This window comes from Marinobacter sp. G5_S1_61_S3, from assembly GCF_054968585.1.
Map to the genome: position 1 here is coordinate 45,841 of NZ_JBQKUK010000008.1, position 13,081 is coordinate 58,921.

The following is a 13,081-nucleotide window of genomic DNA, read 5'->3' on the forward strand; positions in this document are numbered from 1 at the left end:
GGCGTGGTTGAGCCACCTGCAGCCTGTTTTAGGCAGGCAGAAATGGGACGAAATACGACGAAAACCGGATTCACCCGATCGTCGCATATCCACCAATGCCCAACAGGGCAATCAATGATCTCTTGTGAAGGGCACCGCAAAGGGCAGCGGTGACGGGGACACCCCGTTAAGCCGGAGCTTTCAAGCACTTTGTAAAACGTTGCTTGACGGCATGCGACTAACTCTCGCCATAGCACCAATGTTTCACGAGCGATAACTCACAAATGCCCATGGCAGCGCGGCCTGCCGGATGTTCTTCAACTACATCAAACAACCGCTTCCCTATGGGTCGGCGAGCGCCCCTCAACAACTTAAGTCTTGCGAAAAATTTACCGTCACAGGAATCAGTTCGGGGAGAACCATGAGTAAAAACTTTGGCTTAGGCAGCAGGAGTATGAAAAAGGCCGGCATGTTCGCCTTGAAACATGCAGAGATGGTTGGCGCTATCTCGTTTCAGACCGCGGCGGATCTGGGCCAGCGGTGGGGACAATTCTGCGAGTTTGCAAGGGAGCATGAAGTTCGGCAAATGGAGTACGTTGATGGCGCGCTCGTTGTCGAATACGGCAACCAACTGGCCGCACGGGTACGGGATAATCTCAACAACTCAACGGCAGATATTTGCTCAGGTACAGAGCTGCCACCGATAAATGCGTCAACCGCGCAGAACCGGATCAGTGCGGTGAACACAGTCCTGACGTTGGCAACACAGGGCCAGTGGGTTCCGATTAGCCCGACCTCCTCTACAGAATGCGGTATCACTAAACGTACTCACGTTCGAATAGTCCCACCAACCGGTCTCAATCACGACCATCTGCAACGGACACTGTCGAGATTGGACGCCCGAGGGTATGCGATTGCATGCCTTGCCCGTGAATTAGGTCTGCGCAGCAAAGAAGCTAGTTTGCTTGATGCTGTGTCTGTATTGAATGAGGCAGTTAAAACCGGAGCGGTCACTATTGAGTCCGGTACCAAAGGCGGGCGATCACGAAGATTCAGTATTAGTTCAGACCGACAACTCACAGCTTTACGCCGGGCTGCCGAAGTTCAAGGAATGGCACGCGCCGTGATGCCCGGAAAAGAGGATTGGAAATCCTGGCGAGAGACGGGGCTACGTGATATCCGGGAGACCCTGCAAGCATTCGGCATCCGCGGCATTCATGAGCTGCGAAGTGCTTATGCGTGTGATCGATACGAACAGCTCACCGGTTTTCGTGCGCCGGTATTAGGCGGCAACGCGCCCCGCGACCTGGATCGGGAGGCCCGACAGAAGATTTCAGCCGAACTCGGCCACAGTCGAATCGATATCACCAATGCGTATCTCGGAGGGCAGCGATGATGGCCTTTATTCGTCGGGAACTTCGACATCAACTCCACCTCTACGCGCGTAGAGGGGGCAAAAAATCACGGCGACGGCAGGTCGAGCGAATTGAGCTGTTCGTCGAGTGGTGCCATCGTCCGGCCGAGCAAATCGGTCGCCGGCAGGTTCATGAATTTTTCCAGGCTCAGAATTTTGCGCCGACCACTGCACGCGACTATTACTATGCCGTTTGCAAGTTGTGGACACTCATGGGCCGGGCGGGAAAACCGCCCTTGCCTCCGACCCTTGGAAAGTGAGCCCTCTTAAAGCGATCTTTCTCACTTTGCCGGCCCGCAGAAATAGTGGCTGGGTCAGCGTCCGTCACCGAACATTGCATCAACGGCGTCGCTTATGTCATGTCTAAAATACCGATCGCTAACCGGATAATCGGTGGACGGGACCTCGACTAGCCTCTCGGAGAAAAGACCTCCGATGGACAACCACGCAAGCTTCTCGCCCACGACTATTACTCGCTTATATTCCTGTTGTTCCACCGCATCAAACAAATTCGCTGACCGGTAACGAATCTCATCAATAAGCTTTTTATACCGCGTTCCAGTTGCCACTACGGGCAAGACTATTAACGTGTCTGCGCTTTGGTAAGTCCCTCCGGCGTAGAAGAAATTCACATCCATCAATGATCCTGCCCCTGAAAGGCAATTCATGCTTTTAAGTTGGCCTACCATCTTTTTGTGGTGAGTCCTAAGCATCGACATTACAGAGACAGAACAGCGTCCATGTTCCATGAGTGCAGTGAGAATAATTGCCGTTGCTTTGATCTGCTCTGGATTGGATCGGTAACAAGTGGGGCGTCCGTTGTACTCCTTTTCACCCTCGAAGGGTGGCAAGTCAAGCCAATGGATGTGATCTATAAATTTCATAAGCTCCTCCCTGTTGTGTTGATTTACACTCAGGGTACTCACTTCAGCCCCTTCGTAATTACGTCAAACCGTACGAAAATCTCAATTAGAGCGATATCGACACAAATAAGCCCAAAAACATCCAGACCTCACCAAGTCTTGAGCTGTTGGCCGCCGGAGTGTCTTTATGTGTCGTTGATAGAGGGGAGCCAATGGCATGGACGGGAATGCCAATCACCCACCACCCTTGAGCAGATTTCAGAGTACGCGCTCTATGCAATGGTCTCCCGGCGCAGGTTGAAGCGCCATAGCAACCGAATCGGGGTGCGAGATTAATATGCAGCCGCGTGAAACTCGGACGATGACTTGGTTTTCGGCAGTCTATGGGACAAGATAAAAGGTCCGACGTGGAGAAAATAATGAGTGATTCAATGGGGCGAGAGACACTGGAAGCTCTGATAGAGGATTACAGGCGTGCCCATCCGGAATTTCAGCCTCCGGAAAAAAGCGACCACCCAATCGTACTTGCGCTCACGACCGACATGAACCCTGAATTGATAGACCGTTGTGGGAACATCGTGATTTTCTGGGATCTGCTGTTGGATGCAGCCATCGAGTACTTTGACCCATCCGAGGAAACTCTTGAGTTCAACTATTTCCGTGCCCGGCTGAGCACTGGCGGTGGAATGGCAACCGGGACGATTCATGAAGAGGGATTCGGTACCATATGGCACCGATATCGCAGATGGGTCAAAGGTTCGCAGGTTTAAAGCGTGAGCACTTCAGTCGTGTAGGTTTTGGAGACTGAAGTGTCCGATTTATCCTCAAGAAACGCTCCGCCTTTTACCGTAAATCCAACGGATTTCCTGTCTCTCCTCATGCATCTTGTGACCCTGGGGGCAGAACCAAACGTCTGTCCAGGAAGAGCTGAGTCTGCCCAAGTGACTCTCATCGGTCTTAGACATTGCGACGTCATCAACCCAGCTTTCACAGTGATAACACCATACATGGGCTTGGCCTGCCTCGACCCAATCAGCGATGGAGCCTCGAACATCGCAGAAGACACTCCGTGGTAGGTCTGTTACCTTCCCATCGTTGATTCTGGCTTGCTCAAGCCATAGTGGCATGGCCCGGTGTCTCACCTTGGCGTCCCAAGAATAAATGGTGGTCTGTTCTGCCTCTTTGCGATACCACGCCAATAGCCCATAGGCAGGCAAAACAACGCCACATGAATACTCGCCTTCACCGAGTTCTGGAGATGCCACAAGCAGGAACTGGTGGCAGAGCGGCAGGGTCTCAAGGAACGCCTGAACCTCCCGGTCCATTCGCTGTTGTTCTCTGTAAGGTTTGCTGAAGGCCCGCTTGAGAGACTCCCGTATGAATGTCATCGCTTTTCCTTTCAAGCCTCGCCACACTTGAGCCTGAGCTTCGAGTGCGGTTTTGCTGCTCGGTGGTGTACACCTCGTTGCTGCAGTCCAGCGGGAACGCATCCCCAACTTCGATAGGTGCCCCTCTGGCCCATCGCGACCTTGCTATAACCCTGTCCGAACTTAGGAAAAGCTCAGTGCCAAGGTAATATAGGAATAAAAACTCTCCATTTGAGAAGTACTCATGATCAACCATTCCCCGCCAGGAGGAACTAATAGGGCGCCCAACATCGAAGCAAGTACTTGGCCTGTCAAAACTCCTCTAATCACTGAAATCCCGAAATTACACAGAACACTGACTTCTGCATCGTGAGTAATCTTAGCCCCGAATACATTCAATCTCTTGGGGAAAACAAATGAACTCAGACCAACGTATTATGGATTTTAGCGTCGAAACCGGACTTTACGTCAACATTCCACTAGTGATCATCCTCTACCTGAACAAGATCAGGTCGGAGATCTCCACCACTGCCCTCCAGCTGTACATTTACTACCACTTTCTCTGGCGGAACAATGACTACCAAACCAACTTGTCGATCAACGCATTGGCTTCTGACTTGAATTCAACTCCGTCAACGATAAATCGTGCGAATTCCCAGTTGGTAAACGCCGGTTTGATCACCCGTCATGGACGGTCCCTACCAACAGGACAGGGTACTAAAATGAGAATCTCTTCCACGACTCGACCAGCGATTCCGGATGCTTTGCTGGAAGAAATTCACAAAATGCCGGTCCGACAACCCTTTATTCACCACGAGGCGGGCGAAATTTGGAGCTTGTCTGAGTTTTTGGAGAAAATCGAGCAGGATGGCACAGCGTCAGAATCTGATCCAATCCAGTTCTTCTTCGACATCATCGATCGTCTAAGCAATTTGGTTGAGACCGGCGCTGTCGACGCTACACAAGAGAAATTGGAATCCCTGGCTAAGGAGGTGACCTGGAGCGTCTTCGAAGGTCAATTCAGCCGCAGCGAAGGCTTCCAGAGCATTTCTCACAAAAGGAATGTGGCCTTAAAGAAAATCAGACTGAATGAATGGAAGAGTCCTCGTGGCTATCGGAAGGATTACTTGGCGGGTGTCAGTACTTCTAATAGAAAGGGAGCGCCAACGGACGAAGTCCAATTCTGAATCGTAACGATCATTTGGTTAGCTCACAGAAAGCAGAATTCTTGGTGCTTTCGACAATTCATGTATGCTTTCGACATGAGCAAGCAATGGTCAGCCAGCGGTGCCGAATAAAAAACACTGGCAGCACGTCACGAGTGACCTCCGCTCGGGGGCGTGCAACAATCCCTCAGCATCCTGGGTAACGATCCCAAAGCCGGTCATCATCCATAAAGGAGTCCCACTTCTGGCAAGTCCACAGATCCGATGCCACGGCTTCAATAACCTCACGAAGCTCTAGAGGCTCCAGCCATCGCTTTGGAATTGCGCCAGTTCCGAGCATCACCCCCAGAATGTTGCCAGCAATCGTGCCCGTGGAATCCGAATCACCATCGTGATTTACCGCCAGCACAATACCTTGTTCAAAAGTTTCCGAGACCAACGCACAATAGACAGAGATGGCGAGCGCTTCTTCAGCAGCCCAGCCCTCCCCCAGCTCACGAATTGCGATGTCGTGCGGAATCTCAGACTGGCTAAGCTCAATCGCTTTGTCCAAGGCAGTCAACGCTTCCTCATGGCCCAACTGTGTTACTAAAAGCGCCTTCGCGGTATCGAGAGCCTCTGGCAATGTCTGTCCATTCAATAATTCGAAAATCACAACCGACAGCGCACCACCGGTTAGATAGCCACTTGGATGGCCATGGGTAAGCCCGGCACACATACACCCGTCTTCGAACACTCTATGGACGTCAACATTCCGCTTGAAGGACCACCAGAACAGTCCCACAGGGGCAACGCGCATTACCCCTCCACAACCTTTACTGTCGTTACCGGCAATGCCCGGGAGGCCAGAATAATCTCTCAAGGCACTCAGGCAGGTCATACCCGGGGCGCGCTTGTTGTGCAGCCCCCGCTGCTGGAACAGCCAACCATCTCTATCAGTTTTTACTGCGCCGCTGTCATAGCCTTGCGTAGCCAGCCAGCGCAAATAGGCATTAGCAACCGTGTGACCAAAGTCCGTTACACCCTTACTCACACCCCGCATCTGCCCCCGCAACAAACCTTCGGCGGTGAATAAGGTCATCTGGGTATCGTCGGTGATTTTTCCTTTGCCACCGTAGGCTTCGGCGTAGTCCCTGATGCCCGCCGGGCCGAATCGATCTATGATTTCGTCCCGGGACATAAACTCCACCGAAGCGCCAAGCGCATCACCGATGGCTCCGCCAAAAAGGCAAGCGATGTAACGATCTTGCGGATCTGGCCCGGACGTTTTTTGGAGCCCACGCAGATAGTTCAAAGAATAATCATCAAAATGCTGGTTGAGCCAAGTATCAGAAAGCGTCAAAAAAAACACCAACCGCTGGGTATCAACAACCTGCCCAATCAAAAAATGGTCACTGCGCTGAATCGTCTGAATGGAATACACCTTATCTTGGACGCCCTCTGGATAAGCCGCATGAAAAAACGACAAATCGAAACGTCGGGAGCCATTTCCCGCTAACGCCACCCGATCAACTCGGATGGGCGAGTAGCGGCGAATATCAGGACCAAACTCTGGGCTGATTAGTTCCATTGCGTACCAGTTTCCTGGCTTTAAAGTAAAACGACTCACTCAGCAATCCAGCCTAAGCCTAAGCATTTCCAACACCCTTTTCGGATACGCTCGCCTCATTTCCTTTCATCATCCGATGCTTGAGAGGCGCCAGATTAATCACTAAAGCATTCCGAATTCTCGTCCAGTCATCCTCAGAAAACTCCCTCCTAACAAGATTATCCAAGAGCTCTTCCTGCCTGGGCTGACCAAATGCCAGGCGGTACAGCGATAAAATCTTCAGTGCCTCCTCTAACCGAGCCTCTTCTCGGCTCATGGGCATCATCGGAACCAGTCGTTCAATTTGCGCAGTCCCCGACGGAATATGCCAATACGGCGTCAAATCACTGGTCCGGCGCTCAGAGACGCAGTCAATTTTTGAAAACAGGTTTTCCCAATAATCTCCGCTGTCACCCGGCTGATCCAGGTACAATTCGTGAGAATTCGCATACTCCGTCGCCCGGCGGCGAACCACTAGAGACTTATAGCGGTTTACGCGCCCTTCCCTTTGCTCAATATCGATCGGATTCGATGGTAAATTCCAATGAACTACTCGGTTGCAATACCAGTGAAAATCCAGGCCTTCCTGGCCGATCGAGGTAGAATTCAACATGAACGGTTTGAATGGCGAATTAAAACCGTCTCGGATGTGCTCAACGCGAACCTGCTGCTTGTCATCAGTAGCGCTCTGTATGCCCAACGGAACAGCAAAATGGCATCGCAACGAGGCGTTCAGAGGGGTTAAATGACGCTGGCCATCGGCGTGGCCCAAGTACTGAAAAGTCACGGATGAAGTCTGAAAGCCCATGACGCCTGCAAACCGTTCTGCTGCCTCGCCAGCGGACAGACCGCTGCCCTTCAACAGGTGCCCGTATTCATCGATCATGGCCTGGAAGCCACCGCGGGCACAGTAGTGCAGGATTTTGCGAGACTTCCAGATACTGCTTAGCTGGGAGGCGTTCTTTAGTCGTGTTCCTGATTGCTTTTCGAGGACGGCAATAGACTCTGGCTTGTTGAAGAGAGTGAGCACCCCGAAAGCAACGCCAATGGCCGCCCTTAATTGCTCCGATGGTCCTATATCCCAAAGCCGTGAGAACATGCGAAGCGCGCATACTCCAGGCCCTGAGACCGAAAGCAAAGCAAGATAATCAGCCAGGTCGTCGGGCATTTTGCCCAGCATCTTCTGCCCGCCTAGAAGCTGCTCCAGGCTGTCCGCAATCTCATCTAGATGTTTCCGCCGCCCTACATCCTTTGAGGTTGCCTGCTCGGTCTGCAGCCAATTCTGCCAGTCTACCAGTGCATCCCTGTAACCACTGACATGGTCCAGCAACATGCCAGCATACGCATACCAATTATGGTCCTCAGGCCCGTCACTCTCATATTGACGGAGGCGTTTCAGCCTATCCCCAAACTGCGCACTCCGCAGGGCCAGAAGGTCGTCCAATGAGGTATCACTGCGAACTAAAGACTCCGACGCCAACACCCGCGAAGGATAAATCAGTGACCACCCTGTTAGCGCGTTCTTGCCTTCCAGGCGAATGAGCGGAACACTCCGCTTCTTATCCTCGACAAAATATTTGGAGCGGCTGCCTTTTCTCTTCTGGAGACGCCTCTCGACTTCGTAGGACAACAAACCACTAAGGGCCCGAGGGACCATGGCCCAAGCTGAGAACAGCAGGGTTTTGGTGAAATTGCGGTTGGCCGCAAATGCGCCCTGCAAGGGGTAATGAGGAGCGCTGGGGGGAATCCACAGCAATTCCTCGACCCTGTCATCCAAGATCCGTTTTACGAGCCCACGAACTTTTGCGTTCGGTGCCTCTTCTAAGAGGTTTAGTCGAAAATTGGCAATACGCTCCCGAGGCAACCAACTCGAAGCCGACTTTCCGAGAGCGGACCGGACCTTGGAGTTCCTTAGATTCCGCTCCAGTCTATCTCTGAACGAATAGCCACCAAGAAAAGACAGGGCCCACGGAGCCGACTTGTAGAACTCCATGAGTTGATGACCCTGTCGCGCCTGGGACACCTTATCGACGGTGTCCGCCAGCCCGGTCATTGCTGCAAATGATTTAATATCGCTTTGACTGAAGTACTTAGCGCAATCGAGGCGCTCTGATTTAAATACCGAGTCAACGTTTTCACCAATCTGTCCCCTCTCGGTACGGGCAATAAAATCCGAGAGGGCTCGTTCTACTCTTAGCTTTTCAGCATCCGAAAGATCCTCAACCGAAAACGAATCATCCCGCAGACGGAGTATTGTCGCTAGAAGATCCTTCCTGGCGGCCTCATACTCGGACAGCCGTTGCTGATCCGAATTCATCAGAAACGTCAGGAGATGGCGGAGTTCTTCCTGGTGAGACGCTTCGACTTCATCGTCTTCTATGCGGCTCAGCGCCTTGAAAGGCGTGGCCGATAACAGCAGGATTTTTCCAGGGCTATCACGCTTGAACACCTCCTGTGCGATCAGGGCATTTTCAGAATCCGTCGACATATCCAGAAGCGAATCAAAACGCTGAAACTCATCCAGGATGAATAGATCTGCGCGAATGTGTCGAGCACAGGTTTTTGCCAGCCTGGTCCGCAGTTCCGAACGCAGTCGATAAAAGGAAGCTGAACTGACATCCGATGCTGCTCCGGCAACGCTATCCAGAAGCTCATTCCAGTTTTTTTCGGAGTCGTCCGGCAAGCATCCACATAATCGACGACCAATTGCCTCCAGCGCATCGATATACGAGCAACCGGAAACTTCAAGCCAATCCGCAAGGTCCTCTGCAAGCGATACCTCGGATTCAAGATCACTTAAAAATTCGTCGACAAGATCCTCATTCAACTCATACCAACCCTGAAACCATCGCTCGCGCGTATCCCAGGTGCTCTGTTTGACTTCGCTGCGCATGAGCCGGTCTAGTACCGGTCGATACGGCTTCAGTAGGTTGTGCCTCATCAAACACTGGAACAGGATATGCCGTTCCCATACGTTGCCATCGCTATTCGTGAGCGAAAACGACGTGGAGGGCGTCAGTGAACACACTTCAAGCAATTGGCCATTGGCACCGTGCTTCTCTCTGGCTGCCAACTCCACCAAACGACCGAACGAGGGCTCACGAACATATTTCTTGGCAAGATCGTCACTGAACACCGCCAGCTTCTTACGGTTCTCGTTTGCTAAGGCCAGGTTGGAACAAATGTAGGTGACGCGAAAAGGTGGTCGAGGGTGCTCGATCTCGGCGGGTTCCACGCCTTCATTGATCTGCCGGCGAAGCATTTGTGCGATGACGCCCTTAGCGACAATGGTTTTGCCCAAACCAACTTCATCAGCAACAAGAATCCGCTCGCTGTGTCCCTTTGAAAAGAAATTTTCAATTACCCGCTCCACCGAGGCCCGCTGAAAATCCTTCAGACCGGCCAGTGTTTTGTCGATTTGCTCGAAAACCTCATGCATAAACCAACACTATCCTTAGCGCTTTTGGGGTGAAAAGTGCCGCCACAACTGAGCAAACCTTTCTGGGACTGGCACAGAAGTCCCCTCAAGCCGATCGATCATTTTTTGAATTCTCTCAAGCACCTCAGTGTCCCGAGCAGCGGCGAGCATCAACTGTTCAAAAATCGGGGAGTCACCGAACATGGTGGCCAAGGCACCGGCGTGACCATTGGCGCTATCAAAGCCAAACCACTCATTTTTATCCGGATGTCGTTGCAGGAGAAGACGAATGTAATTCAGAAACTTATCTTCCGTATCCACCAGCTGCTCTATAATCCGCCGCTCGCGGTCCGTGCCTGTCGGTAGATTCAAGTCGGTCTGAATAACCAAATGCTCGGTTTCAGCGCTTGCCTGCGAGGTGATTTTGACTGCCAGGAACGCGCTTAGCTGGTTTATATTCAAATTGGTCCAACCGATGGGATTGCCCAGAGGCCGATGGGATCCTCTCACCGGAAGAAGGCCCACTTCCACCGATAGCCCGTCTGGCAGTTTCGGCATTTCGTCGATCGAAAGCGCTAACTCAAAGAGCGTGGGATCGCTCTCTGCTTCCCTGGCAGATAATGTCCAATTCGCTTTGATTAGATCAAACGAGAGAACGCGAAACAGATCGCTCTCACTTTCGCCGTCACTCTCTGGTCGCTCCTCAAACTGGTGCTCCACAAACAGTCCATTTGCAGGATTATCTTCATCAATCCACTGCTCTAACAAAGCGACCGGTCCAATCAAAGTGCTTTTCCCTGTCAGCCGGACCATCAATTCGGTATTGCGTGGATCCGTGTCTGCGCTACCCAAGGCTGCAGCTGTCGCATTGGCAGACCCAAGATGCCAGTGGCAGGTTTGCCCTCGCTCCACAACAATCAACTTTGCGTGAAGATTCTGTCTGGCAGTACCCATCTCCAAGCGCTCCTCACCATCAACGACATCGGTGTTGATGGAAAAACAGGACCAACCTTCAAGCTTCTCCGGTCCTATCTCATCGAGCTCTTCACCTCGACTGAATAACCAGCGATTACCCTCCGGAGCTCTTTGAGCCAACTCATCTAAAGCCCCTACGCCACCAACAGAATCCTTCAGAAATGGGGAAACAACCAATAACGAGTCATTCGGACTCAGCATATCCAGTGGTTGACCATATCTGGGCCCACCCGCAAGAATTCTGGGATCTCTGAAGTTTTCAGGTGGATGCCAGTTGATCCGGCCAAGCTCCTTCCTGATGATCTTGCCAGGCTCAAAGGAAGGATCCTGCCGCAGCAGATCTCTCACCAGCTCATCCCACCCCTGGTGGGCGCTGTCAATTGAGTCGCGAGAAACTTCTCCATCCAAAGACAAGGCTAGGTCCCAACTTCGATCAAATGTGAGATTTCGGGAAAGCACGATCAAGCGATAGCGAACCGGACGTTTGGGGGCGGTGTACCGGAGCAGCCAAAACTTTGGATGGAAAGAGGAATAAGCCACATGCCCTGGCATTACCGGCTGAAGCCAGGGCTCTAGCAAGGCAAACAGGCGATTATAAGAGCCAGGCAGCTTTATTTTTCCGGCCTGATAAAACACCTTCAGACGACCATTCAGCTGCCCAACGGCTTCCAACAGTGCCAGGCGCTCACCCTGGATTTCTCCTTCCAGGGTGTCGTGGAAACATAAAGCGACCGGCACGGACAGAAGTGCATCCAGGTCGAGCGTGTAGGTTGCTGCGATGGCTGAATCGAGCTCGTACCCCTCCGGTGGTCGTAACTCCCAACCATAATCCACTCGTTCGGATTTCGGATTCAGCATTCAGCACCCTGTACCACATCTCTCAGAATGGTCCTGGCTGTCGGCCAACGATAGCTCAATGAATCCATCCCCTGCCAATGCGGTGCTTCACCCAGATTCTTCAGGAGCACTGACCGACGGCCTTTGTTTTTTCGAGCTCGGCTTTCAACCAATCGATCCAGACTGCTGACAGGCTGATTCTGAAAAATAGCCTCATGCCACTGACTCAGAAACTCACGGGCATTCAGGTTGATTCGGGCTCCGCCGGCGGTCGCGGCCTGCAACCAGTCATTCACACTGGAGGCTGAGAACAGATTTCGCTCCCTGGCTTGCTTAAGCCATTCCGAAAAGAGTTCCTCGCGTTCAGCCTCCAACGCCGCGTTCCCGGAGTTTCGAGCAATCAAAATATTGAACCGGATATGCGCTCCGTTAATCGCATCACTGAACTCTTCCGCCAGCTCAAGGGCGTGCCGGCAAGGTGCAGAGACATCCGCCCTTCCTTTCACCCAGGCAACAAGCTCAGGAAATGTCAGAGCCTCCCCACTGTCTCCTACCAACTCTTCGGCTAAACCGTGAATCAGAAACTGGGATACGACACTGTTCCGGATGGCGGTGGTATGAGTCAGCTTGTCAATGAGAAATTGGGCTTCGGACTCCGATAAGTGAATCGAAACATCATTCATCCAGCCTGATTTACAAACATCTAGGTGCACGACAGAACGATGCGAAAGGGCATCAGAGTCATCTTCCTCATGCCCTGTGGCACGAGGAACCGATTGGGCCTGCCCCACCTCCCGGGAGAACTCTGCAAGAGATTTTGCGGTATTCACAATCCCGAACTGGCGAAGGCCGTTCCAATAGACTGATGAAGGTTTTCGGGCAACTCCCTGTTCACTCCCTACCATTTCCGAACCGATAATGCCGCTCTCAGCTGAACCATGCCGCTCTACCAAAAGCCTGGCGACCTCGTTCTCCTGCGACTCCAGATAATCCCTGAGTGATTTCCGGCGCTGCGTCCTTGCGTCTAACTCCATGTAGTCGCGGATAATTCGGGGCACTGTGATGAAATATTTGGCGCGCGTCTGGATAGTTGAAAACCCCGGAAACAAGAGGTCGGCAAAAGCATCGCGGATCTGCCCTATTCCCAACTCATCCAGAGTCCCCGGTTCCTGCAACATCGCCAGAACCTGTGACACTTTTTCCCTGTCAGTGGATGAGAAGTCCACCCAGCCAATACTGCTCATAGCAACTCCAAAGGCTATCCAATCAGATAGGTTAGCAACGAAAAGGCGCACCGGTCATTCAAGCACAGACCAGTGACAAAAACTGTCGCCACCTTCAGATACACTTTTACTATATCGTTGAATGAGGTCGAACCCGAGAATTAGCATTGTTTACAAACAGATGCACAGCACCTGTGCTTACCTCAGAAATTGTTACCTTGCTTTCCAAATCAGGTATGCTCTAACACAGT

General features: G+C 52.1%; 9 protein-coding genes. 4 read left to right on the forward strand and 5 right to left on the reverse strand.

Features of this window, described 5'->3' with window-relative positions:
- Positions 1-289: 289 nt before the first annotated feature.
- Both ACTRWH_RS09405 and ACTRWH_RS09410 read left to right on the forward strand, forming a co-directional pair.
- Positions 290-1,375 (forward strand): integrase domain-containing protein, encoded by a 1,086-nt coding sequence (locus ACTRWH_RS09405; protein ID WP_462826339.1) that lies wholly within the window; start codon positions 290-292, stop codon positions 1,373-1,375.
- Entirely contained in the window at positions 1,372-1,653 is a 282-nt protein-coding gene (locus tag ACTRWH_RS09410) for a hypothetical protein (protein ID WP_462826340.1), read from the forward strand. The genes ACTRWH_RS09405 and ACTRWH_RS09410 overlap by 4 nt, the downstream gene beginning before the upstream one ends.
- A gap of 54 nt (positions 1,654-1,707) precedes the next feature.
- On the opposite strand, the gene ACTRWH_RS09415 is transcribed toward ACTRWH_RS09410, so the two are convergent.
- A complete protein-coding gene (locus ACTRWH_RS09415; RefSeq protein WP_462826341.1) occupies positions 1,708-2,277 on the reverse strand; it encodes a hypothetical protein in 570 nt (189 codons plus the stop codon).
- 398 nt (positions 2,278-2,675) lie between these two features.
- Between ACTRWH_RS09415 and ACTRWH_RS09420 the strand changes: the two genes are divergently transcribed.
- Both ACTRWH_RS09420 and ACTRWH_RS09425 read left to right on the forward strand, forming a co-directional pair.
- Positions 2,676-3,026 carry a hypothetical protein gene (locus ACTRWH_RS09420; protein ID WP_462826342.1) on the forward strand — a complete coding sequence of 117 codons (351 nt, stop codon included), beginning with the start codon at positions 2,676-2,678 and terminating at the stop codon, positions 3,024-3,026.
- A gap of 1,013 nt (positions 3,027-4,039) precedes the next feature.
- A complete protein-coding gene (locus ACTRWH_RS09425; RefSeq protein WP_462826343.1) occupies positions 4,040-4,810 on the forward strand; it encodes a hypothetical protein in 771 nt (256 codons plus the stop codon).
- A gap of 166 nt (positions 4,811-4,976) precedes the next feature.
- Here ACTRWH_RS09425 and ACTRWH_RS09430 read toward each other — a convergent pair whose 3' ends face one another.
- From ACTRWH_RS09430 to ACTRWH_RS09445, 4 genes are read right to left on the reverse strand one after another with little or no spacing between them, the layout of a single operon-like run.
- Positions 4,977-6,359, reverse strand: coding sequence for an ADP-ribosylglycohydrolase family protein (locus ACTRWH_RS09430; protein ID WP_462826344.1), 1,383 nt, complete (start codon positions 6,357-6,359; stop codon positions 4,977-4,979).
- Between the two features lie 58 nt (positions 6,360-6,417).
- Complete coding sequence (locus ACTRWH_RS09435) at positions 6,418-9,816, reverse strand: helicase-related protein (RefSeq protein WP_462826345.1); 3,399 nt, start codon at positions 9,814-9,816, stop codon at positions 6,418-6,420.
- A 15-nt stretch (positions 9,817-9,831) separates the two neighbouring features.
- The gene (locus tag ACTRWH_RS09440) at positions 9,832-11,628 is read right to left on the reverse strand and encodes a phospholipase D family protein (protein WP_462826346.1); all 1,797 of its coding nucleotides are present in this window, start codon (positions 11,626-11,628) and stop codon (positions 9,832-9,834) included.
- Positions 11,622-12,902: a DUF6361 family protein gene (locus ACTRWH_RS09445; protein ID WP_462826347.1), complete on the reverse strand. Its 1,281-nt coding sequence runs from the start codon at positions 12,900-12,902 to the stop codon at positions 11,622-11,624. The genes ACTRWH_RS09440 and ACTRWH_RS09445 overlap by 7 nt, the downstream gene beginning before the upstream one ends.
- Positions 12,903-13,081: the final 179 nt, after the last annotated feature.

What these genes read in the sequence shown, in the direction of transcription:
- ACTRWH_RS09440 (WP_462826346.1), bottom strand. Translation starts at nt 11,628, where the DNA reads ATGCTGAATCCGAAATCCGAACGAGTGGATTATGGTTGGGAGTTACGA.
- ACTRWH_RS09420 (WP_462826342.1), top strand. Translation starts at nt 2,676, where the DNA reads ATGAGTGATTCAATGGGGCGAGAGACACTGGAAGCTCTGATAGAGGAT.
- ACTRWH_RS09430 (WP_462826344.1), bottom strand. Translation starts at nt 6,359, where the DNA reads ATGGAACTAATCAGCCCAGAGTTTGGTCCTGATATTCGCCGCTACTCG.
- ACTRWH_RS09425 (WP_462826343.1), top strand. Translation starts at nt 4,040, where the DNA reads ATGAACTCAGACCAACGTATTATGGATTTTAGCGTCGAAACCGGACTT.
- ACTRWH_RS09435 (WP_462826345.1), bottom strand. Translation starts at nt 9,816, where the DNA reads ATGCATGAGGTTTTCGAGCAAATCGACAAAACACTGGCCGGTCTGAAG.
- ACTRWH_RS09415 (WP_462826341.1), bottom strand. Translation starts at nt 2,277, where the DNA reads ATGAAATTTATAGATCACATCCATTGGCTTGACTTGCCACCCTTCGAG.
- ACTRWH_RS09410 (WP_462826340.1), top strand. Translation starts at nt 1,372, where the DNA reads ATGATGGCCTTTATTCGTCGGGAACTTCGACATCAACTCCACCTCTAC.
- ACTRWH_RS09405 (WP_462826339.1), top strand. Translation starts at nt 290, where the DNA reads ATGTTCTTCAACTACATCAAACAACCGCTTCCCTATGGGTCGGCGAGC.